General features: G+C 71.5%; 17 protein-coding genes. 8 read left to right on the forward strand and 9 right to left on the reverse strand.

The features are described 5' to 3' along the window. Positions 1–36: 36 nt before the first annotated feature. From AB5J51_RS25750 to AB5J51_RS25760, 3 genes are all read left to right on the forward strand, one after another. A complete protein-coding gene (locus AB5J51_RS25750; RefSeq protein ID WP_053786867.1) occupies positions 37–975 on the forward strand; it encodes an EamA family transporter in 939 nt (312 codons plus the stop codon). A gap of 62 nt (positions 976–1,037) precedes the next feature. Then, positions 1,038–1,955, forward strand: a complete 918-nt coding sequence (locus AB5J51_RS25755) for a DMT family transporter (RefSeq protein ID WP_369780317.1) — start codon at positions 1,038–1,040, stop codon at positions 1,953–1,955. Between the two features lie 9 nt (positions 1,956–1,964). Next, on the forward strand, positions 1,965–2,864 hold the full coding sequence (locus AB5J51_RS25760) for a LysR family transcriptional regulator (protein WP_369778747.1): 900 nt from the start codon (positions 1,965–1,967) through the stop codon (positions 2,862–2,864). 61 nt (positions 2,865–2,925) lie between these two features. On the opposite strand, the gene pepN (AB5J51_RS25765) is transcribed toward AB5J51_RS25760, so the two are convergent. Next, entirely contained in the window at positions 2,926–5,508 is a 2,583-nt protein-coding gene (gene pepN, locus AB5J51_RS25765) for an aminopeptidase N (RefSeq protein WP_053786865.1), read from the reverse strand. A 141-nt stretch (positions 5,509–5,649) separates the two neighbouring features. On the opposite strand from pepN (AB5J51_RS25765), the gene AB5J51_RS25770 reads away from it, so the two are divergent. Further along, on the forward strand, positions 5,650–6,171 hold the full coding sequence (locus AB5J51_RS25770; RefSeq protein ID WP_133898030.1) for a DUF1203 domain-containing protein: 522 nt from the start codon (positions 5,650–5,652) through the stop codon (positions 6,169–6,171). An 81-nt stretch (positions 6,172–6,252) separates the two neighbouring features. On the opposite strand, the gene AB5J51_RS25775 is transcribed toward AB5J51_RS25770, so the two are convergent. The 3 genes from AB5J51_RS25775 to AB5J51_RS25785 all read right to left on the reverse strand — a co-directional run bounded on the left by AB5J51_RS25775 (position 6,253) and on the right by AB5J51_RS25785 (position 11,660). Further along, a complete protein-coding gene (locus tag AB5J51_RS25775) occupies positions 6,253–7,281 on the reverse strand; it encodes an aspartate-semialdehyde dehydrogenase (protein WP_053786863.1) in 1,029 nt (342 codons plus the stop codon). Positions 7,282–7,496: 215 nt separating this feature from the next. Then, complete coding sequence (locus tag AB5J51_RS25780; RefSeq protein WP_136224881.1) at positions 7,497–10,826, reverse strand: S8 family serine peptidase; 3,330 nt, start codon at positions 10,824–10,826, stop codon at positions 7,497–7,499. A 273-nt stretch (positions 10,827–11,099) separates the two neighbouring features. Then, a complete protein-coding gene (locus tag AB5J51_RS25785; RefSeq protein WP_053786862.1) occupies positions 11,100–11,660 on the reverse strand; it encodes a CGNR zinc finger domain-containing protein in 561 nt (186 codons plus the stop codon). Between the two features lie 136 nt (positions 11,661–11,796). Between AB5J51_RS25785 and AB5J51_RS25790 the strand changes: the two genes are divergently transcribed. Both AB5J51_RS25790 and AB5J51_RS25795 read left to right on the forward strand, forming a co-directional pair. Further along, positions 11,797–12,255, forward strand: coding sequence for a VOC family protein (locus AB5J51_RS25790; RefSeq protein ID WP_053786861.1), 459 nt, complete (start codon positions 11,797–11,799; stop codon positions 12,253–12,255). Then, a complete protein-coding gene (locus tag AB5J51_RS25795; protein WP_369778748.1) occupies positions 12,255–13,160 on the forward strand; it encodes a pyridoxamine 5'-phosphate oxidase family protein in 906 nt (301 codons plus the stop codon). Before AB5J51_RS25790 ends, AB5J51_RS25795 begins: the two co-directional genes overlap by 1 nt. Here AB5J51_RS25795 and AB5J51_RS25800 read toward each other — a convergent pair. Next, the gene (locus tag AB5J51_RS25800) at positions 13,136–14,095 is read right to left on the reverse strand and encodes a hypothetical protein (RefSeq protein WP_369778749.1); all 960 of its coding nucleotides are present in this window, start codon (positions 14,093–14,095) and stop codon (positions 13,136–13,138) included. The genes AB5J51_RS25795 and AB5J51_RS25800 overlap by 25 nt on opposite strands. Before the next feature lie 158 nt (positions 14,096–14,253). Continuing rightward, positions 14,254–16,812 (reverse strand): aminopeptidase N, encoded by a 2,559-nt coding sequence (gene pepN / locus AB5J51_RS25805; RefSeq protein ID WP_369778750.1) that lies wholly within the window; start codon positions 16,810–16,812, stop codon positions 14,254–14,256. 124 nt (positions 16,813–16,936) lie between these two features. Between pepN (AB5J51_RS25805) and AB5J51_RS25810 the strand changes: the two genes are divergently transcribed. Beyond that, a complete protein-coding gene (locus AB5J51_RS25810) occupies positions 16,937–17,584 on the forward strand; it encodes a DsbA family protein (protein ID WP_133898035.1) in 648 nt (215 codons plus the stop codon). A gap of 121 nt (positions 17,585–17,705) precedes the next feature. Here AB5J51_RS25810 and AB5J51_RS25815 read toward each other — a convergent pair whose 3' ends face one another. Both AB5J51_RS25815 and AB5J51_RS25820 read right to left on the reverse strand, forming a co-directional pair. After that, complete coding sequence (locus AB5J51_RS25815) at positions 17,706–18,362, reverse strand: superoxide dismutase (RefSeq protein WP_053786857.1); 657 nt, start codon at positions 18,360–18,362, stop codon at positions 17,706–17,708. Between the two features lie 183 nt (positions 18,363–18,545). After that, positions 18,546–19,955 carry an amino acid permease gene (locus AB5J51_RS25820; protein WP_133898036.1) on the reverse strand — a complete coding sequence of 470 codons (1,410 nt, stop codon included), beginning with the start codon at positions 19,953–19,955 and terminating at the stop codon, positions 18,546–18,548. Positions 19,956–20,121: 166 nt separating this feature from the next. Between AB5J51_RS25820 and AB5J51_RS25825 the strand changes: the two genes are divergently transcribed. Then, positions 20,122–20,904: an SDR family NAD(P)-dependent oxidoreductase gene (locus tag AB5J51_RS25825; RefSeq protein WP_369778751.1), complete on the forward strand. Its 783-nt coding sequence runs from the start codon at positions 20,122–20,124 to the stop codon at positions 20,902–20,904. Positions 20,905–20,998: 94 nt separating this feature from the next. On the opposite strand, the gene AB5J51_RS25830 is transcribed toward AB5J51_RS25825, so the two are convergent. Continuing rightward, positions 20,999–22,417: an amino acid permease gene (locus AB5J51_RS25830; RefSeq protein WP_107093506.1), complete on the reverse strand. Its 1,419-nt coding sequence runs from the start codon at positions 22,415–22,417 to the stop codon at positions 20,999–21,001. Positions 22,418–22,432 lie beyond the last annotated feature (15 nt).

Genomic DNA, 22,432 nt, shown 5'->3' on the forward strand with positions numbered 1-22,432 from the left:
TCCCGAGTTCCTCACCCGCCCGAGGAGTCACCCGCCATGAACCGTTTCGCCACCGTCGCCGTGACCGCACTCGCCCCGGTCTCCTGGGGCTCGACCTACGCCGTGACCACCGAACTGCTCCCGCCCGACCGGCCCCTGTTCACCGCGGTGATGCGGGCCCTGCCCGCCGGGCTGCTGCTCACGGCCCTGTCCCGCAGACTCCCGAGCGGGCAGTGGTGGTGGAAGTCCGCCGTCCTCGGCACGCTCAACATCGGCGCCTTCTTCCCGCTGCTGTTCCTCTCCGCGTACCGGCTGCCCGGCGGAGTGGCGGCCGTACTCGGCTCCGCCGGCCCGCTGTTCGTCGTAGGACTCGCCGCCCTCGTCCTGGGGGAGCGGGCGCGGCTGCGGACCGTCCTCGCCGCCGTCGCGGGGGCGTTCGGCGTGAGCATGGTCGTCCTGACCGCCGAGGCCCGGCTGGACCTCGTCGGCATCGTCGCCGGTGTCGTCTCCTCCGCCTCCATGGCCGCGGGCACGGTCATGACCAAGCGCTGGGGGCGTCCGGACGGGGCCGGCCCGCTGGCCGTGGCCGGCTGGCAGCTCACCGCGGGCGGGCTGGTCATCATCCCCGTCGCGGCCCTGGTCGAGGGGGCGCCGCCCGCGCTCGACGGCAACGCCCTCCTCGGCTACGGCTACATGATGCTGATCAACACCGGTATCGCGTACTGGCTCTGGTTCCGCGGCATCGGCAGGCTCACCGCCACCTCGGTCACCCTGCTCGGCCCGCTCTCCCCGCTCAGCGCGGCCGTGATCGGCTGGGCGGCCCTCGGGCAGACGCTGTCGCCCGTGCAACTGGTGGGCATGGGAATCGCCTTCGGCGCCACCGTCGCGGGCCAGCTGTTCGCCGCCGCCCCGGCCCCCGTGGAATCGTTCAGTTCTACTGAAAAGAATGATCGAAACATTTCGATGGACCTGACGGATGGCCCGGTGCGACGGTAGACCCACGTCGGACGGACAGACCGTCGGACCAGCACCCGAGGGGGAGACACACCGTGGCCGTCATGGACCGGGTCCGTACCGTTGCGCAGCACACGCCGGGCATCCAGGTGAAGAAGGGGACCGCCGGACTCGGCGTACTCCTCGCCCTGGTCGCCACGGTCGTCTGGTCCGGCAGCTTCGTCGCCACCCGGGGGATGGCCGACTCCGTCCCGCCCGTCCAGGCCGTGTTCTGGCGCTGGATCATCGCCACCCTCGCCGTCGCCCCCTTCGCGGCCCGGCAGGCCTGGCAGCAGCGGGAGCTGATCCGCCGGCACCTCGGCTTCATCGCCCTCGCCTCGCTGTTCGGCGTCGCCCTGTACAACACGCTCGTGCACCAGGCCGGACTGACCACCTCCGCCTCCAACATGGGCATGATCATGGCCGCCTCGCCGGTCGTCATGGCGCTGTACGCCCGCCTCGGCGGCGAACGGCTCGGCGCCCGGCGCACCTTCGGACTGCTGCTCGCCGCGTTCGGTGTGCTGCTGCTCGTCGGGGACGGCTCGCTCGGCTTCGACTTCGGGGCCGGCGACCTGTGGATGTTCGCCGCCGCCCTGTCGTTCGCCACGTACAGCGCGCTGCTCAGGCGCAAGCCGGCCGAGCTCGGCGGACCGGCCTTCCTGATCACCACCTTCGTGCTCGGCGCGCTGATGCTGGCCCCCGCGTACGCCGTGTCCGTCACCGTCCAGGGCGGCTTCGAGGTCACCTCCAAAACCGGCGGCATGCTGCTGTACGTCGGCGTCATGTCCTCCGCGGTCGCCTTCTTCGCCTGGAACAAGGCCGTCTCGCTCATCGGGGCGGCCCGGGCGGGAGTCGTCTACTACCTCCAGCCGGTGTGCGTCGCGGGCCTCGGCCTGCTGCTGCTCGGTGAGCGGACGGGCCCGGCCGAGCTCCTCTGCATGGCGCTCATCCTGGGCGGCGTGAGCCTGGGGGCCCGCCGGTAGGTTCGGTCCATGACCGAGTGGGACATCAAGAAGCTGCGGATCCTGCGGACCCTGGCCGACCGGGGGACCGTGACCGCGACGGCCGGGGCGCTGCACATGACGCCCTCGGCCGTTTCGCAGCAGCTGACCAATCTCGCGCGGCAGTTGGGGGTGCCCCTGCTGGAGGCGCAGGGGCGCAGGGTCCGGCTCACGGATGCGGCACACCTCGTACTGCGGCATGCGGAGGCGGTGTTCGCGCAGCTGGAGCGCGCGGACGCCGAGCTGGCCGGGTACCTGGCCGGGGAGGCGGGGGAGGTCCGGATCGGGGCGTTCTCCACGGCCGTGCCGGTGCTGGTGGTCCCGGCGGTGGCGGCGCTGCGGCGGAGCCACCCGGGGGTGGAGGTACGGGTACGGGAGACCGAGGCGGCGGAGTCGTACGAGCTGCTGTCGGCCGGGGCGGTCGATCTGGCCCTCTCGCTGGCGGCCCACGCCCCGACGGCCCGGGACCCGCGGTTCACCCGGCTGACGCTGATGGAGGACCCGCTGGACGTGGCCCTCCCGCCGGACCACCTGCTGGCGAAGGCCCCGGCCCTGCGGCTGGCGGACCTGTCCGGCGATCCGTGGATCTACGGGGGCAGCGGGCCGTGGCAGGAGATCGCCCGCAACGCGTGCGAGGCGGCAGGCTTCGTTCCGGAACAGGCGCACTCGGCATCCGGCTGGACCGCGATCCTGGCGATGGTGGAGGCCGGAATGGGGGTGGCGCTGGTCCCCCGCATGGTGTCGAGCCGCGCCTCGGGGGTGACGGTGCGGGTCCTGACCCACGACCGCCCGACCCGGCACGTCATCGCGGCCACGCGCCGGGGCTCGGAATCCGCGCCGGCGGTGGCCCGCGCACTGGCCGCCCTCCGCGAAGCCGCTGCGGCCCGCTAGCCCTCCGGGCCCGTGCCCGGTGGGCCCGCCGAACGCGCTCGGCGGGCCCACCGGGGTGGGGTCAGGCCGAGGCCGCCGCGTCTGCGGACTGGGCCTTCAGGGCGCGTTCCACGCCCGAGCGGGACTCCGAGACCAGGCGGCGCAGGGCCGCGTTCGGCTGCGCCGAGGCCAGCCACGCGTCCGTCGCCGCCAGGGTCTGCGGGGAGACCTGCAGGGACGGGTACAGGCCCACCGCGATCTGCTGGGCGATCTCGTGGCTGCGGTTCTCCCAGATCCCCTTGATCACCGCGAAGTACTTCTCGGTGTACGGGGCCAGCAGCTCGCGCTGGTCGGTCTGGACGAAGCCGCCGATCACGGCCTCCTGCACCGCGTTCGGCAGGTCCGCCGAGTCCACCACCGAGGCCCACGCCTCGGCCTTGGCCTCCGCCGTCGGCCGTGCGGCCCGCGCGGTGGCCGCGTGGCGCTCGCCCGCCGCCGTGCGGTCGCGCTCCAGCTCCGCCGCGATGGCGGGCTCGTCCAGCACGCCCGTGGCGACCAGGCGCTCCAGGAACGCCCACCGCAGCTCGGTGTCGACGACCAGGCCCTCGATCTCCGCCGAACCGTCCAGCAGCGCGGACAGGTAGGTCAGCTGCCCCTCGGTGCGGGCCGTGGCCGCGAACGCGCGGGCCCACGCCAGCTGGTGGTCGCTGCCCGGCTCGGCGCCGCGCAGGTGCTCCAGCGTCGCGTCGGTCCAGGTCGCCAGGCCCTGCTCCCGCCACGCCGGGTCGGCGTACAGGTCGACGGCCAGCTTCACCTGACGGTGCAGCGACTGGACGACGCCGATGTCCGACTCCTTGCCGATGCCCGACAGGACGAGGGCGAGGTAGTCGCGCGTGGCCAGTTCGCCGTCGCGGGTCATGTCCCACGCCGAGGCCCAGCACAGCGCCCGCGGCAGCGACTCGGTGAAGTCGCCCAGGTGCGCGGTGACGTTGGCGAGGGAGACCTCGTCCAGGCGGACCTTGGCGTACGACAGGTCGTCGTCGTTCAGCAGGACGACCGCCGGACGGGCCCGGCCGACCAGCTCCGGCACCTCCGTCAGCTCGCCGTCGATGTCCAGCTCGATCCGGTCCGTACGGACGAGCTTGCCGCCGTCCAGGTCGTACAGGCCGATCGCGATCCGGTGCGGCCGCAGCGTCGGCTCGCCCTTGGCGCCCGCGGGCAGCGCCGGGGCCTCCTGGCGCACGGCGAACGCGGTGATGTTCCCGGCCGCGTCCGTCTCGATGCCGGGGCGCAGGATGTTGATGCCGGCCGTCTCCAGCCATGCCTTCGACCAGGTGGTCAGGTCACGGCCCGAGGTCTCCTCGAGGGCGCCCAGCAGGTCCGACAGGCGCGTGTTCCCGAACGCGTGCGCCTTGAAGTACGCCTGCACGCCCTTGAAGAAGGCGTCCGTGCCCACGTAGGCGACGAGCTGCTTGAGCACCGAGGCGCCCTTGGCGTACGTGATGCCGTCGAAGTTGACCAGGACGTCGTCCAGGTCACGGATGTCGGCCATGATCGGGTGCGTGGACGGCAGCTGGTCCTGCCGGTACGCCCAGGTCTTCATCGAGTTGGCGAAGGTCGTCCACGCCTGCGGCCACTTCGTGCCCTCGGCGTACGCCTGGCAGGCGATCGAGGTGTACGTCGCGAACGACTCGTTCAGCCACAGGTCGTTCCACCACTCCATGGTGACCAGGTCGCCGAACCACATGTGCGCGAGCTCGTGGAGGATCGTCTCGGCCCGGCCCTCGTACGCCGCGTCCGTCACCTTCGAGCGGAAGACGTACTGGTCGCGGATGGTGACCGCGCCCGCGTTCTCCATCGCGCCCGCGTTGAACTCGGGGACGAAGAGCTGGTCGTACTTGGCGAACGGGTAGTCGTACGCGAACTTCTCCTGGAACCAGTCGAAGCCCTGGCGCGTGACGGCGAAGATCGCGTCGGCGTCCAGGAACTCGGCGAGCGACGGCCGGCAGTAGATGCCGAGCGGCACCGACTGGCCGTTCGGGCCCTCGTACGAGCTGTGCACCGCGTGGTACGGGCCGGCGATCAGCGCCGTGATGTACGTGGAGATGCGCGGCGTCGGCTCGAAGCGCCAGACGTTGTCCTTGACGTCCGCGGCGTCCGGCGTCGGGGAGTTCGAGATGACCTTCCAGCCCTCGGGGGCCGTCACCGTGAACCGGAACGTCGCCTTCAGGTCGGGCTGCTCGAAGCTGGCGAACACCCGCCGCGCGTCCGGCACCTCGAACTGGGTGTACAGGTACGCCTGCTGGTCGACCGGGTCGACGAAGCGGTGCAGGCCCTCGCCCGTGTTGGTGTACGCGCAGTCCGCGACGACCTTCAGCTCGTTGGCCCCTGCCGCGAGGTGCTTCAGCGCGATGCGCGAGTCCCGGAAGACCTCGGCCACGTCCAGGGACTTGCCGTTGAGGACGACCTCGTGCACGGCCGGAGCGACCAGGTCGATGAAGGTCTCCGCGCCCGCCTCGGCGGACTGGAAGCGCACGGTGGTCACGGAGGGGTACGTGCCGCCCTCCTGCGCCCCGCTCAGGTCGAGGTCGATCTCGTACGAGTCGACGCTGAGCAGCTTCGCCCGCTGCTGAGCCTCTTCACGGGTCAGATTCGTGCCAGGCACGCGTTCATCTCCTTCGATGGTGACGTTGCCCCGCCATCCTTCCACGTGGCGCAGACCAGACGCCCTGGAGTAATCCACGGGCGAAACGCGGCGTCCGATTTCCGCCAGCTTCTCCGCGTCCTGGCGCGCACCCTGGACGGCATGACCACGCATTCCGCGCCCCGACCGGCGCTCCACGCCGTACGCCCCCTCGCCCCCGCCGCCCTCGCCGGCCTGCGCGTCCGTGACGACGCCGGCCGGCCCTGCCTGCCCTACGAGGACCCCGAGGGCGGCGCCCCGCTGCGCTGCTGCCTGCGCCGCAGCCGCCCCGGGGAGCGGATCGCCCTCGTCTCGTACGCACCGCTGCGCCGCTGGGCCGCCGAGACCGGCGCCGACCCGGGCGCGTACGACGAGCAGGGCCCGGTGTTCATCCACGCCGCCGACTGCGGCGGGCCGGCCGGGGGATCCGGATACCCGTTCGCCCAGGCCGGGGCCCTGCGCACGGCGCGCCGCTACGACGCCGGGGGCCGCATCCTCGGCGGGCGCGCCCTGTCCCTCGGCGAGGAGCCGGACGCGGAGCTGGAGGAGGCGCTGTCGGAGGCCTTCGCCGACCCGGAGGTCGCCCTCGTGCACGTCCGCGCCACCGAATTCGGCTGCTTCCTCTTCGAGGCCCGCCGGCCCTGACGGCTTACGGCTGACGGCCGGCGGGAACGCAAAAAGGGGCGGCACCGGCCGGTGCCGCCCCTTTTCCGCCCGGCCGGAGGCTCAGCCGCGCAGTTCCTCGGCGACGAGCTCGGCGATCTGGACCGCGTTCAGGGCCGCGCCCTTGCGCAGGTTGTCGTTCGAGAGGAACAGCGCGAGGCCGTTCTCGACCGTCTCGTCGGCGCGGATGCGGCCCACGTACGAGGCGTCCTTGCCCGCGGCCTGCAGGGGGGTCGGGATCTCCGAGAGCTCGACGCCCGGGGCGTCCTTGAGCAGCTCGTACGCGCGCTCCACGCTGATCGGGTTCGCGAAGCGGGCATTGACCTGGAGGGAGTGGCCGGAGAAGACCGGCACGCGCACGCAGGTGCCGGAGACCTTGAGCTCCGGGATCTCCAGGATCTTGCGGGACTCGTTGCGGAGCTTCTGCTCCTCGTCGGTCTCGAAGGAGCCGTCGTCGACCAGGTTGCCGGCGAGCGGGACCACGTTGTACGCGATCGGGCGCTTGTAGACGGCCGGCTCCGGGAAGTCCACGGCGCCGCCGTCGAAGGTCAGCTGGTCGGCGGCCTCGGAGACCGCGCAGGCCTGGCCCTTGAGCTCGGCGACACCGGCCAGGCCCGAGCCGGAGACGGCCTGGTAGGTGGTGGCGACCATCGCGGTCAGCCCGGCCTCCTCGTGCAGCGGGCGCAGCACCGGCATCGCGGCCATGGTGGTGCAGTTCGGGTTCGCGATGATGCCCTTGGGGCGGTTCTTGATCGCGTGCGGGTTCACCTCGGAGACGACGAGCGGAACGTCGGGGTCGCGGCGCCACGCGGAGGAGTTGTCGATCACGACCGCGCCCTGGGAGGCGACCTTCTCGGCGAGGGCCTTGGAGGTCGCGCCGCCCGCGGAGAAGAGCACGATGTCCAGGCCGGAGTAGTCGGCCGTGGAGGCGTCCTCGATGGTGATCTCCTGGCCCTCCCACTCGAGGGTCGAGCCCGCGGAACGGGCCGAGGCGAACAGCCGCAGCTCGTCCACCGGGAACTTGCGCTCGGCGAGGATGCCGCGCATGACTCCGCCGACCTGTCCGGTGGCTCCGACGATTCCGACCCTCACGGTGACTCCTTTTGGTACGTACGACGCGGGCGCGTGAAGCCATCATGCGTTCGACCCCACGAGGCTTGTCCAATCCATTGTCCGAGGAACGGACAGTGTCCGGGGTGTGAACCCGGTTACCGTCCGGTAGTCAGGCCTGCGGCGTACGGAAAGCCCGAAGGGGCGGCGCCCGGTCGGCGCCGCCCCTTCGGTGTGGATCCGTGGATCCGGTGGTGCTACGGGGTGACCTTCTCGATCTGGACGCTGCCGGTGCCGGCGGCGGTGCCGCGGGCGTTGAGCAGCTTGACCTCGCCGAAGAACTGACGGCCCTCGGGGGCCGGAGCAGCGGCGAGGACGTTCGCCGTGACCGTCGCAGAGGCGCCGTTGGCCAGGTTCACCGCGGCACCCTCGTCGACCTGGACGGAGCCCAGGGCGGACGAGAAGTACACGTCGCGGTAGTTGTACGTGGTGGAGCCGGACGGAACGGCGTAGCCGTCCACCTGGATGGTGTAGGTGCCGGCGGCCGGGTTGAGCAGGGTCACGGCCTCCTCGGAGTCGCCGTCGGCGGAGGAGCCCACCTTCACGCCGTCCTTGAGGACGGTGAGGTCGAGGTCGGCACCGGTGTCGGAGACACCGCCGATGGCCACGTCCAGACGGGAGACGCCCTCACCGATGGTGACGGTGCTCGTCTGGGTCTCGCCGTTCGCGATGGTCGGCTTGGCGACCTTCGCGGAGCCGAGCGGACCGCCCTGGAGCTTGCCGCCGGAGATCGCGGCGGCGTCGTTCTTGATCGTCCACTGGACCGGGGCGGGGGTGCCCTGCTTCACCTCGGGCAGGACCTTGACCGCCGGGTCGAAGGCCGCGCCGAGGACGCTGACGTCCAGCTTGAACGGGTTGTCGAGCAGCGGCGACGTACGGCGCGACTCGACCTCGATCTCCCAGACGCCCGGCTGCGGGTTCTCGTACGAGCGCAGGTCGGGGCGGCACTTGTTGGCCGGGTTGTCGTAGTTCGGGTAGCACTGGGTGGTCGCGCTGTCCTCGACGCCCACGCCGTACGGGTGGATCGAGATGAAGCGCGTCTGGCTGCCCTCCGCGAGACCGCCGAGGGCGACCTCGAGGGACTTCGCGCCCTGCGGGACGGTCACGAAGTACGACTTGTGGCTGTTGCGCTGGACGGAGGAGGTGTCCGACAGCGTGAACGACGGCTTCGCCAGCGGGGTGGAGGCGACGACCGTGGTCAGGATCTGCTTGTCGATGCCCTCGGTGGTCTCGTCGTCCAGCTGCAGGATGCCGCTGTGGACGCCGGCCGTCTTGGGCTTGGCCTCGACCTTGATGGTGACCGGCTTGTTCAGCGGCAGCGTGACGTAGTCGTAGCCACCGACGACCTTGAACGTGCCGTCGTTGTTGCGCCAGCTCAGGTTGTGCCGGGTGCCGTACTTGACGCCCGTGGTGCGGGTGACGACGACGTCGTAGACCTTCTTCTGGCCGACCTTGAGGCCGCCCTCGCGGTCGTAGAGGCCGGTGCCGAAGCCCGGGGTCTTCAGGAACTGGTCGATCGCGGTGTCGACCGGCGCCTTGACGGTGAACTCGTTCGCCTTGGCGTCGCGCTGGATGGACTCCCACGCGGCGTTGACGTCGATCAGGCCCGCGCCCTGGGCGTGCGCCGGGACGTCGTCGATCTTCTTCGCGGTGCTGGTGACCGCGACGCGCAGAGCGGCCGGGGTCAGCTTGATGCCGTGCTGCTTCGCGGCCGAGATCAGCAGGGCGCCGGCGCCCGCCGCCTGCGGCGAGGACATCGAGGTGCCCTGCAGCATCGAGTAGCCGGCCGGCAGGTTGTAGCCGGCCTCCTTCACCGGTCCGCCGGGCAGCCAGGTCTGCGTGGTGTTGATGGACGCGCCGGGGGCGGTGATGGTCGGCGTGAAGCCGCCGTCCTCACGCGGACCGCGCGAGGAGAACGGGAACATGTTGTACGCCTTGGTCACGCCGGAGCCGTAGTTGGCGGCCCAGGTCTCCTTGGAGACCGCGGCACCCACGGAGATGACCTTGTCCGCGAGACCGGGGTCGCCGATGGTGTTGACACCGGGGCCCTCGTTGCCCGCCGAGATGACGAGCTGGACACCGTAGGTGTCGATGAGGTTCTTGTAGAGCTCGGCGCGGGCGTTGTTGCCGTCGTTCAGCGCCGGCAGACCGCCGATGGACATGTTGACGATGTCCACACCGCGGTTGACGACGAGGTCGATCATGCCCTCGGTCAGCGCGACGTTGGTGCAGCCGCCGGACCAGGAGCAGGCGCGCGAGGAGACGATCTTCGCGCCGGGCGCCTCGCCGTTCATCTTGCCGCCGAAGAGGCTGTTGGCGGCGGTGATGCCGGCGACGTGCGTGCCGTGCTCGGACTCGATGATGCCGATGTTGACGAAGTCGGCCTTCTTGCCGACCCAGTCCCCGCCCAGCGGGTCCATCGGGACGTCCTTGCGGATCTGGATCACGAACGGGATGCGCTCGGCGACGTCGGTCGCCGGGTTGTCCGTGCCGAAGTAGCCGATCTGGTAGCCGTCCTTGTACGGCTTCATCGGCTCGTTGTTCGTGAAGTCGCCGTCCTGGTCGGTGTCGACGCGGACGGTGCCGGCGGCGGCGTCGTAGAGCATGCCGAAACGGTCGGTGGTGTCCCCGTCCCGGTTGACGTCGCCCTTCATGTCACCGGTGGCGGTGATCGACTCGCTGAACCGGCTCCACTGGTACGAGCCCTCCGGGGCCTTCCAGCTCTGGCCGCCGGCGCTGAAGGTGCCGCCCGCGGCCGTGACCGGGGTGATCTGCGCGCGCCAGGTGGCGTCGTTGTCGGTGATCGGGTCGGTCGCGGTGACCCAGTCGACGATCTTGCGCTCGCCCGTGGTGGTCTTCTGGAGCGCCGGGTGGCCGAGGTCGACGCCGGAGTCCAGGATGCCGATGGTCACGCCGCGGCCGTCGGCCTGCGGGTTCTTGGCGACGAAGTCCACCGCACCGGTCTCGAAGGACGGGTTGTACGGGTTCTTCGCGGGGGTGTTCTTGTCCGGCCCCGGGTAGGTCTCGGAGGCGGTCTTCTTCGCCGAGCTCGATTCCTTGCCGCCGTCGGGGCGCGGGTCCGACAGCTGGATCTCGTGCTTGAGGTCCATGGCGTGCACCGAGGACAGCTTGCCGGCCGCCTTCAGCGCGGCCTCGGCCTTGCCGGTGGGCAGCGTGGCCCGCACGTAGCCGAGCTTGTCGTCGGTCTTGCCGACGGAGGCGCCCTGGACCGCGGTGAGCTGGTCCGCGACCTGCTTGGTCTGGCCGGGGGCCGTGGCCACCATGACGGTGACGGTCGCGTCACCCTTGGCCTTGGCCTCCTGCAGCAGCTCGGCGTCCGCCGAACCGAGCTTCTGGTCGGCGGACTTGACGGCCGGGCCGGTGCCCGGGGTGCCGGCAGCGGGGCCGGTGGCCGCGAACACGGGCATCGCGCCCGCGGTCGCGAGCGCGGCGACCAGACCGGCCGCGGCCGCGACGCGTGCCACGCGTCTGGCCCCGGATATGGAGCTGGGGGATTCGAGGGTCATCAGCATCCCTGGATAAGTGAAAGATACGGTCCGGATTTCGGTGCCGGATGACCGGTCAGCTTTGCGCAAGTGACGGCTCTTTGGGGAGCGTTGTCTTGACCGAGACCTGACATGGCGGACTCCCGCCAGCTCAGGGCATGTGCCATCGAGGCCGTACCGGGGCGTACCTGTACGAATCACAGGGGTTGAAGAGTTGCTTTGTCGACTTCCCGACTGTGTGACGAGGGTGTGGCCGCGTTCAGTCGAGGGCGGGGTGTGACAACTTTCGGCTTCTCAGCGCTCGCGCGTGCGCGCGTAGTGGCGTGAGGCCTTGGCCCGGTTCCCGCAGGCGGCCATCGAGCACCAGCGCCGCGTGCCGTTGCGCGAGGTGTCGTGGAAGTGCAGGACACAGGTCTCGGAGGCGCACTTGCGGATCCGCTCGGGCGAGGTGCGCAGCAGCTCCAGGTAGTCGCGGGCGGCCGTCCAGGCCGGTCCCCAGGACGGGTCGTCGAACTCGGCCCGCTCGCCCGGACCTTCGGCGGTCAGCGTGGCCCGGATGCGTCCGTGCTCCAGTACGGCGTCGACCAGCGTCCGCGCGCTCTCGTCGGCCGGGTCGGCGACCGCTCGGGCCAGCGCCTCGCGGGCGGTCATGAGGTGCACCAGGGTCGCGGCGTCGGCCCGGAACCGGTCGGCCAGCCCGGTGCTGCGCAGCCAGACGGCGAGTCCTTCGACGCGGCTCAGCCCGAACGCGCCGGCGAACAGATCGGTGAGCTCTCCCTCGTGCATCCAGCGGGTGTTCAGCAGGTCGAGGGAGACCGGTTCCCCGGTCAGGGGTCGTGGGTCCGCCGTCGTCATGTCCGCCTCCTGCACGCCGCTAACCCCTCAAGGGTACGTGAGTGGTTGACGCCTCTCCGGCTAACCGTTAATCTCAATTTGAGAGGTTAGGTAGCCCCGGATCCCCCGGGCACGGACCTCCGGGGAAGGGACCGTCATGACGACCGCCATCAGCAAGCTCCGCACCGGCCACGTGGGCCTCAACGTCACCGATCTGGACCGCTCGCTCGCCTTCTACCGGGACGCCCTCGGCTTCGCCCTCCTGGGCGAGGGCAAGGAGGACGGCCGCCGCTTCGCCTTCCTCGGCCAGGACGGCGAGCTCGTCCTCACGCTGTGGCAGCAGGCCGACGGCGGGTACGTCCCCGCTGCGGCCGGACTGCACCACCTGGCGCTGTCCGCCGACACGATCGAGCAGGTCCGGGAGTACGAGGCGCGCCTGCGAGAGCTGGGCACCGACTTCGCCTACGAGGGCGTCGTCGCCCACGGCGAGGGCAGGGCCTCCGGCGGGATCTTCTTCCACGACCCCGACGGCACCCGCCTGGAGATCTCCGTGCCGGCCGGTGCCGAGTGCGCGCCCGCCCCCACCCCGGGGGCCCCGACCTGCGGATTCTTCTAATGCCCGGCCCGTATCACCAGGGCTCGCTGGCCGTGCAGGAACGGGTGGGCGTACGCGGGGTGGCAGAGCACGTCGGCCGCTCGATCGGCACCGGCATCCGCGAGGTCGCCGCGGCCTTCCTGGTCCAGCAGCCGCACCTGGTCGTCGGCGCCGCCGATCCCGCAGGGGCCCTGTGGGCCTCCCTGCTCACGGGCGCGCCCGGATTTGTACGGGCCACCGGCCCGGACCGGATCGCGGTCACCGGCGGACTGCCGGCCGGTGACCCGCTCACCGAGGCCCTGGCCACCTCCGGCACCCGCGCCGGGACGATCGCCCTCGACCCGCGCACCCGGCGCCGGATGCGGCTCAACGGGATGGTGCAGGTCACCGCGGGCGGCTTCGTGGTCGAGGCCGAGCAGGTGTTCGCCAACTGCCCGAAATACCTCCAGAAGCGGCAGCCTCTGGAGCTGGTCGCCGAAGGCGCCGGTGTCGTGGGGCGCGGTCGGGCCCTCACTCCGGGCCAGGAGCGGGCCGTGCGTCTCGCCGACACCTTCTTCGTCGCCACCACCGCCGAGGACGGGACCGACGCCAGCCACCGCGGCGGGCTCCCCGGCTTCGTGGAGGTGCTCTCGCCGGTCGAGCTGGCCTGGCCGGACTACCCGGGCAACGCCATGTTCCTGACGCTGGGGAACCTGGCGGCCGATCCACGGGCCGGGCTGTTGTTCCCCGACTGGGAGAGCGGATCGGTGCTCCAGCTCAGCGGCCGGGCCCGGACCGATTTCGCCGCGGACGGGAGCCGCAGCGTCCGCTTCACCGTCGAGTCGGTGGTGGAGAGCCTGCATCCCGGGCGGCTGCGCTGGAGCACGCCGGAGTACTCCCCGGCCAACCCGGCGCTCCCGGTTCACCGGGGGAGTACGACCAGGTAGGCGGCGGGCTCGCGGTCGGCCGACGCGGTCAGGGCGGTCCGGACGACCGCGGCCTGCTGCTCGGGCCAGTCGCGGAGCTTGCGCGGGGTGATGTGCAGGACGGTGACCCCGAGCCGCTCCAGGGTCTCCCGCTTGCGGACGGCCTCGGAGAACTGCTCGTCCTCGCCCTGCCGGGGCGCGCGGGTGTCGATCTCCACGGCGAGGGCCTGCTCGGGCCAGAACGCGTCGACCCCGCCCAGGTGCGGGCCGCCGGGCAGGCGCAGATCCACGTTCCAGACCGGCTCGGGCAGCTCGTGGCCCCGTACGAGCTGGTACAGCCGGTCCTCGGCGATGGCCCGGCCCTCGGCGAGCAGGGACTCGACGGCGTCCACCACGTGGGGCCGGTTCAGCAGCCGGGCCACCGTCAGCTCCCGTACGACGGCGGCGGGTTCGCAGTGCCCCGCCCGGACGGCCTCGCTCAGCAGGCGGCGTACGGTCCCGGCGTCGGAGAGCCGGGCGACGGCGTCGGCCACGGCCCGGGCCACGGGCGCGACGGGCAGCCCCGTCACCTGCTGCGGCCGGGGCGGGGTGTGCGAGCGCACGATCCGCACGCTGCCGACGGAGCGGAGCCGGCGGGTGTGCGGCACCAGCACGTCGATCTGCGCGAGGGCGGTGAGCGCGGGGGCGGAGCCGAACCGGTACAGCGCGAGGGCGGCCAGCCCGGTGATCATGGCCTCGCCGCCGCGGCGGCCCGCGTACAGCAGGGCGGCGTGCAGGCGCTCCTCGCTGGTCGCGGCGCCCGCGTGGAGGAGGAACACCCCCGGCAGGATCTCCTGCCAGGGGCGCGCGGCGGCGTCGGAGGCGCTCACGCCGTGCTCGCGGAGCTGGGCGAGGCTCAGCACGAGGGGGCGGCTGCCGGTGAGGTGGGCGAGGGGGAGGGGTGCGTTGTGGTTCATGCGGCGGAGATTCCCGCTCGCCGGGGCCCCGCTAACCCCTGTTACGTTCCCGTCGACAAATCCGGACAACCCCGCACTAAAGTACGGCCGTTCGAAAGCCGATACCGCCGTTCGCTTCGGTCGGCGGGGCCGGGGATCCGGCCCCGCCCACCGAAGCGTCAGACCGCGCCGGCCGCCTCGTCGCAGGCCTGGGCGCGCAGGGCGCGGGCCAGGTCGTCACGGGCCTCCAGCACCAGGCGCCGCAGCGCGGGCGCCGCGTCCGCGTGGGACGAGAGCCACGCGTCCGTCGCGGCGAGCGTGGCCGGCGAGTCCTCCAGCGACGGGTACAGCCCCTTCACCACATGCATGCCGATCTGGATCGAACGCTCCGCCCAGATCCGCTCGATCACCTCGAAATAGCGCTCCGCGTAGGGCGCCAGCAGCGCCCGCTGCGAAGGCTGCTGCATACCGGCGATCGTCGCCTCCACCAGCGCGTTCGACAGTGCGTCGGATTCGACCACCGCCGCCCACGCCTGGTCCTTGACCGCCTCCGAGGGCCGCGCCGCCAGGCACCGCACCTGGTGCCGCTTGCCCGACGCGGTGTCGTCCCGGACCAGTTCCGCCGCCAGCGCGGCCTCGTCCACGGCGCCGTGCGCGGCCAGCGGCAGCAGGAAGTCCCACCGCAGCTCCTGGTCCACGTCCAGCCCGTCGATCCGCGCCGACCCGTCGAGCAGCCCCAGCAGCAGCTGGAAGTCGCCCTCCGTCGCCGCGCTCGCCGCGAAGAAGCGGGCCCAGGTCAGCTGGTGCTCCGACCCCGGCTCCGCCATCCGCAGCTCCTGCAGGGCGACCGCGGACAGCACCCGGCCGCCCTGCTCGCGCCAGTCGGCCGCCGCGTAGTGCGTGACCGCGGTCAGCGCCTGCGCGTGCACCATCTGCAGCACGCCGACGTCGCTCTCGCGCCCCGCGTGGGCCAGCACCAGCGAGACGAAGTCGCGGGCCGGCATCAGCCCGTCCCGCGTCAGGTTCCACAGCGCCGACCAGCACAGCGCCCGCGCCAGCGGATCCGTCACGTCCCCGAGCCGCACCCGCAGCGTCTCCAGCGAGCCCTCGTCGAAACGCATCTTGCAGTAGGTGAGGTCCTCGTCGTTGACGAGCACCAGGTCGGGCCGCTCCTGCCCGGCCAGCTCCGCCACGGCCGTCCGGACCCCCGCCACGTCCGCCTCGGCCTGCGCATAGCGCACCAGCGAGCCGTCCTCCAGCCGGTACAGGCCGACCGCGACGCGGTGCGGGCGGAGCTCCTCGCCCTCCTGGACCACGGCCAGCTCGGTCACCCGGCCGCCCGCGTCGTACGTCACCACCGGCGTCAGCACGTTCACGCCGGCCGTCTGCAGCCACGCCCGGGACCACTCGGCCATGTCCCGCCCGGAGACCTCCCCGAGCACCGCCAGCAGGTCGTCCAGCGTGGTGTTCCCGTACGCGTTGGCCTTGAAGTAGCGCCGCGCGCCCTCGAGGAACGCGTCCCGCCCCACGTACGCCACCAGCTGCTTGAGCACCGCCGCGCCCTTGGCGTACGTGATGCCGTCGAAGTTGAGCTTCGCGTCCTCCAGGTCACGGATGTCGGCCGTGATCGGGTGCGTGGAGGGCAGCTGGTCGGCCCGGTACGCCCACGCCTTGCGGCTGTTGGCGAAGGTCACCCACGCCTGGTCGAAGCGGGTCGCGTCCACCTGCGAGAAGGAGCCCATGAAGTCCGCGAAGGACTCCTTCAGCCACAGGTCGTCCCACCACTTCATGGTGACGAGGTCGCCGAACCACATGTGGGCCATCTCGTGCAGGATCGTGTTGCAGCGGCGCTCGTACGCGGCCCGCGTCACCTTGCCGCGGAAGATGTACTCCTCGCGGAAGGTCACCATCCCCGGGTTCTCCATCGCGCCCAGGTTGTACTCGGGCACGAAGGCCTGGTCGTACTTCCCGAAGGGGTACGGGTAGTCGAAGTGCTCGTGGAAGAAGTCGAAGCCCTGCTTGGTGACCAGGAAGACGTCGTCCGCGTCGAAGTGCTTCGCCAGCCCCTTGCGGCACATCGCGCCCAGCGGGATCGTCAGGTCCCCGCGCGTGTAGGTGTCCGTCACGTAGTGGTACGGGCCCGCCACCACGCACGTGATGTACGTGGAGATCGGGGCGGTCTCGGCGAACCGCCGGGTCTGGCCCTCGCGGGACTCCTCCGCGCCGTTGCTCCAGACCTGCCAGCCGTCGGGCGCGGTCACCTCGAAGCGGTAGGGCGCCTTCAGGTCGGGCTGCTCGAAGTTCGCGTACACCCGCCGGGCGTCGGCCGGCTCGTACTGCGTGTAGAGGTAGACCTCGCCGTCCTCCGGGTCCACGAAGCGGTGCATGCCCTCGCCCGTCCGGCTGTACGCGCAGTTCGCGTCCACCACCAGGACGTTCTCCGAGGCCAGGTCGGCCAGGGCGATCCGCGCCCCGTCGAAGACGGCGGCCGGGGCCAGTGCGCGCCCGTTGAGTGTGACGGAGTTCACCGACGGGGCGACGAGGTCCGCGAAGGTGGCCGAGCCGGGGGCCGCGGACCGGAAGCGGATCGTGGTCACCGAGCGGAAGGTCCGGGGGCCCTCGGCCGGTTCGGCCTCGTCCACGGCGGACCTCAGGTCGAGGACCACCTCGTACCCGTCGACGGACAGCAGCTCGGCCCGCTCGCGGGCCTCGTCACGGGACAGATTCTCTCCGGGCACGTGCACTCCTTCGTGCGTGATCGCGATACCTGATCGAATCCTCCCACGGGGGAATGCGGACGGTCCCGGGCTGGTTGGCGAGGGGGAACAGGACCCGCGGTACCCAAGCGACACGAGGAGAGACATGGCCGACACCCAGGTGCGAGAGAAGACCCCGGTCGACTTCTGGTTCGACCCGCTCTGCCCCTGGGCCTGGATGACGTCCCGCTGGATGCTGGAGGTCGAGAAGGTCCGCGACGTCGAGGTGCGCTGGCACGTGATGAGCCTCGCCGTCCTCAACGAGAACAAGCTCGACGAACTGCCCGAGCGCTACCGCGAGATCCTCGGCCCCAAGGGCTGGGCGCCGGTCCGCGTGGTCATCGCGGCCCAGCAGAAGCACGGTGACGAGATCACCGGCAAGCTCTACACCGCGCTCGGCACCCGGATCCACAACGAGGACAAGGGCGCGACCCGCGAGGTCATCGCCGAGGCGCTGGCGGAGGTCGGCCTGCCGGCCGAGCTGCTCGCGTACGCCGACTCCGACGAGTACGACCAGGTGCTGCGCGACTCCCACAACAACGGCATCGAGCGCGTCGGCCAGGAGGTCGGCACCCCGGTGATCTCCGTGCCCGGCGCCGAGGGCGACGAGGTGGCCTTCTTCGGGCCGGTCGTCACCCCGACCCCGCGCGGCGAGGCCGCGGCCCGGCTGTGGGACGGCACCCTGCTGGTCGCCTCCACCCCCGGCTTCTACGAGATCAAGCGCACCCGCACCAAGGGCCCGTCCTTCGAGTAGGCCTGCTGCCGGATACGGAAGACCCCCGCAAGTCACGTCCTTGCGGGGGTCTTCCGCTGTACACGCCCGCACGCGAAGGCTGAGAAGACGATCACGAGGCGGACGGGCCGGGCGGCTGTGATCAGCCCTTGGCGGGGATCAGCAGCGGGGTGTTCGCCTTGGCGTCGGCGTAGCGCTTGGCCACGTCCTGCCAGTTGACGACGTTCCACATGGCCTCGATGAAGTCCACCTTCTGGTTCTTGTACTGCAGGTAGAAGGCGTGCTCCCAGGCGTCGAAGACCAGGATCGGGGTGCTCGCGGCGCCCACGTTGCCCTGGTGGTCGTAGATCTGCTCGACGATCAGGCGGCCGCTGACCGGCTCGTACGCGAGCACGCCCCAGCCGGAGCCCTGCGTGGCGGAGGACGCGAAGGTCAGCTGCTTCTTGAACTTCGCGAAGGAGCCGAAGGACTCGGTGATGGCGTCCGCGAGCTCGCCGATGCCGTCCGCGGCGGTGGGCTCGCCGCCGCCCTCACCGGTCTTGGGGCTGGCCATGTTGTGCCAGTAGATGCTGTGCAGGATGTGGCCGGAGAGGTGGAAGGCCAGGTTCTTCTCCAGGCCGTTCAGCGCGCCCCAGTTCTCCTTGTCGCGCGCCTCCTCCAGCTGCTCCAGCGTGGTGTTGGCGCCGGCGACGTAGGCCGCGTGGTGCTTGTCGTGGTGCAGCTCGATGATCTGCGGGTTGATCACCGGCTCGAGCGCCGCGTAGTCGTACGGAAGCTCAGGAAGCGTGTAGATGGCCATGCGTGTTATCCGGTCCCCTCGGCGTGCCAACTGCTTATTGCAATCAATGCGCAACTGCACGCTAGCAGTATCTATTCCGGTGATCACGTAAGGGTCACCTGACCTCGTCCGGTGGGCCCCGGATACGACGAAGGCGCTCCCCTTGCCGGCGGCAGGGGAGCGCCTTGGTCGTGTGCGGGCCGCTCAGGCCCGGGCCGCGGCCCGGCGCTGCATCACGTAGCCGGTCGCCGCGAGGGCGAGGGTGAGGCCGCCGGTGAACACCACCTGGACCCGGGTGTCCTCGCCCAGGAGCATCAGGACCAGGACCCCGGCCACCCCGGCCAGCGCCACCCAGGTCAGGTACGGGAAGCCCCACATCTTCACGACCAGCTTCTCGGGAGCCTCCCGCTCCAGCCGGCGCCGCAGCACGAACTGCGAGACGGCGATGAAGCCCCAGACGACGAGGATGACCCCGCCGACCATGTTCAGCAGCCAGGCGAACAGGGTGTCCGGGTACCAGTACGACAGCAGCACGGTGACGAAGCCGAACCCGCAGGAGGCGAGCACCGCGCGGCGCGGCACCCGGCCGCTGACCTTGCCCAGCGCCTTGGGGCCCTGGCCGCGGGAGACGAGCGAGTGGGCCATCCGCGAGGAGCCGTAGATGTTGGCGTTCATCGCCGACAGCAGGGCGATCAGGATGACCACGTTCATGATCTCGCCGGCGGCCGGGATGCCCAGGTGGTCCAGGGTGGCCGCGTACGGCCCCTCCCCGGTCACCGCCGGGTCGTTCCACGGCAGCAGAGTGACGATGACCAGCATGGAGCCGACGTACACGATCGCGATCCGCCACATGGTGGTCTTCACGGCCCGGGCCACGCCCCTGACGGGGTCGTCGGACTCGGCGGCCGCGATGGTCACCGTCTCCAGACCGCCGTACGCGACGACCGAGGCGAGCAGTCCGACCAGCAGGCCGTCCATGCCGTTGGGCAGGAACCCGCCGTCGTGCACCAGGTTGGCGCTGCCGGGGGAGGAGGTGCCGGGCAGCAGGCCCAGGACGGCCAGCACGCCCAGGCCCAGGAACAGCGCGATCGCACCGATCTTGAGGGCGGCGAACCAGAACTCGAACTCGCCGAAGTGGGAGACGGCGGCCAGGTTGGTGCCGCAGAACAGGGCCATGAAGGCCAGCACCCACATCCAGGACGGGGTGCCGGGGAACCAGCCGGTCATGATGTGCGCCGCGCCGATCGCCTCGATGGCCACGCCCACGCACAGCAGCGTCCAGAACATCCAGCCGGCCGTGAACCCGGCCCACGGGCCGATCGCCCGGTCCGCGTGCACGGAGAACGAGCCGGAGGCGGGGTTCGCGGCGGACATCTCGCCGAGCATCCGCATCACGAACATCACGAGCAGCCCGGACACGGCGTACGCGATCACGATCGAGGGACCCGCGGCGGCGATCCCGGCGCCGGAGCCGACGAAGAGGCCGGCGCCGATGACCCCGCCGAGGGCGATCATCGAGAGGTGGCGCTGCTTGAGGCCGTTGCCGAGGGGGGATCCGGCGCCGCCCGGGGACGACGCGTCCTGGGCGCGGGGCGCGGTGGATGTCTGGCTCATGGAGGTGTTGCCTGTCCGGTGTGCGGGTGGACGGGAGGAAGTGCCCCAGTCTCACCTCTGTCCGATCATCGGACGCCAACTGTCCGTTATTCGGACAATGGGATGACCGCCGGTGATCGTCCCCGTACGCTCGCGGCAGGACACCGGAGACGCGGCAGGGGGCCGAATGGACCACGGCATACGGGAATTGGCGGCGACGGGCCGCGGCGTACTGGTCACCGGAGCCTCCCGGGGCATCGGGCGGGCCGTCGCGGCGGCGTTCGCCCGGCAGGGCGACCGCGTCGCCGTGCACTGCTCGGCCCCGGGTGGGGATGCAGAGGCGACCCTCGCCGCGCTGGAAGGGGAGGGGCACGTGCTGATCGCCGGGGACCTCGCCGACCCGGCCCGGGTGGAGGCGCTGGCGGACGAGGCCGAGGAACTGCTCGGCGGTGTGGACGTCCTGGTCAACAACGCCGCCGTGATGGTGGCGCACCCGCCCGCCGAGACCTCGTACGCGCAGTGGCAGGAGGCCTGGCGGCGCACCGTCGACGTGAACCTGTTCGGCGCCGCCAACCTCAGCCACTGCGTCGCCCGCCACATGATCGACGGGGGCCGCGCCGGCCGCATCGTCAACGTCGGCTCCCGCGGGGCGTTCCGGGGCGAGCCCGACCACCCGGCCTACGGCGCCACCAAGGCCGCACTCCACGCGCTGGGCCAGTCCCTCGCCCTGGCCCTGGCCCCGCACGGCATCGCCGTCGCCTCCGTCGCCCCCGGCTTCGTCGCCACCGAGCGGGTCGCCGGCCGGCTGGAGGGGGCCGAGGGGGCGGGCATCGCGGCCCAGAGCCCCTTCGGCCGGGTCGCGCAGCCCGAGGAGATCGCCTCCGCCGTGCTCTACCTGGCCTCGCCCGGGGCGGTGTGGAGCTCGGGCGCGGTCCTCGACGTCAACGGGGCCTCCTACCTGCGCACCTGACGCCCGCGCACCCGGTACCCCGCCGACGGCCCGGTACGCACAGGACCCCCGCGCCGTCGGGCGGCGCGGGGGTCCGCAGGGGCGGGGACGCGGGTCAGGCGGCCTTGCGCGCCCGGATCTCCCGCACCCACGCCACGACCAGCACGGCCGCGGCCGCGCCGGTGGACCACAGCAGCTGCGGCCGCGCCGAGTCGTCGAACAGCATCAGCACCAGCACCGCCGCCATGCCGAGCAGCGCCGCCCACGTCAGGTACGGGAAGCACCACATCCGCAGCGTGAGCCGCTCCGGCATGTCCCGCTCGAGCATGCGGCGCAGCTTCAGCTGCGAGACCGCGATCAGCGCCCACACGAACAGCAGCACTGCGCCGACCGCGTTGAGCATGTAGAGGAAGACCGTGTCCGGCCACAACAGGTTCAGCACCACCGACACGAAGCCGAAGGCCACCGAGGCGAACACGGCCCGGCGCGGCACTCCGCCGCCGGACACCTTCAGCAGCGCCTTGGGTGCCTCGCCGCGCTCGGCCAGCGAGAACACCATGCGGGAGGAGCCGTACAAGTTGGCGTTGAGCGCGGAGAGCAGCGCCACGAACACCACGATGTTCATGATCTGTCCGGCCGCCGGGATCCCGATGGAGTCCAGCACCGCGACGTAGGGGCTCTCGCCCGGCTTCAGCGAGTCCCACGGCAGCAGGGTCACGATGACCACCATCGAGCCGACGTAGAAGAAGAGGATGCGCCACACGGCGCTGCGCACCGCGCGCGCCACGGACTTCGCCGGGTCGTCGGACTCGGCGGCCGCGATGGTGACGACCTCCAGGCCGCCGAAGGCGAAGATGACGGCGAGCATGCCGGCGACCACTCCGCCGAAGCCCTCGGGGAAGAAGCCGCCCTGGCCGGTGAGGTTGGCCGTGCCGACCGGATCCGTGTCCGGGAGCAGGCCGAAGATCGCGAGGGTGCCGAGGATCAGGAAGAGCACGATCGCGCCGACCTTGAGGGCCGCGAACCAGAACTCGAACTCGCCGAAGTTCTTCACGGCGGCCAGGTTGCTCACGGTGAAGACCACCATGAAGACGAGCACCCAGACCCACTGGTCGACCGAGGGCAGCCAGCCGTTCGCGATCTTCGCCGCGCCGGTGGCCTCCACGGCCAGCACCACGACCAGCAGGAACCAGTACAGCCAGCCCGCGGAGAAACCGGCCCAGCGGCCCAGCGCCCGCTCCGCGTACACGGAGAACGAGCCGGAGGCGGGCATCGCCGCCGACATCTCGCCGAGCGCGCGCATGACCAGCATGGCGAGGGCGCCCGCCAGCAGGTACGAGCAGATGATCGCGGGGCCGGCGATGCCGATGCCGGCTCCGGATCCGACGAACAGCCCGGCGCCGATCACGCCGCCGAGGCCGAGCATGGTCAGGTGGCGCTGCTTGAGACTGTGGCTGAGGGGTTCCTCGGGCAGGTCGGGCCCGGTCGGCGGGGTGGGCCCGGAAGGCGGTGCGGTGGGCAAGCGGTCGCGCATGAGTGGGTGCTCGTA

It is taken from the genome of Streptomyces sp. R33, from assembly GCF_041200175.1.
GTDB lineage: Bacteria > Actinomycetota > Actinomycetes > Streptomycetales > Streptomycetaceae > Streptomyces > Streptomyces katrae_B.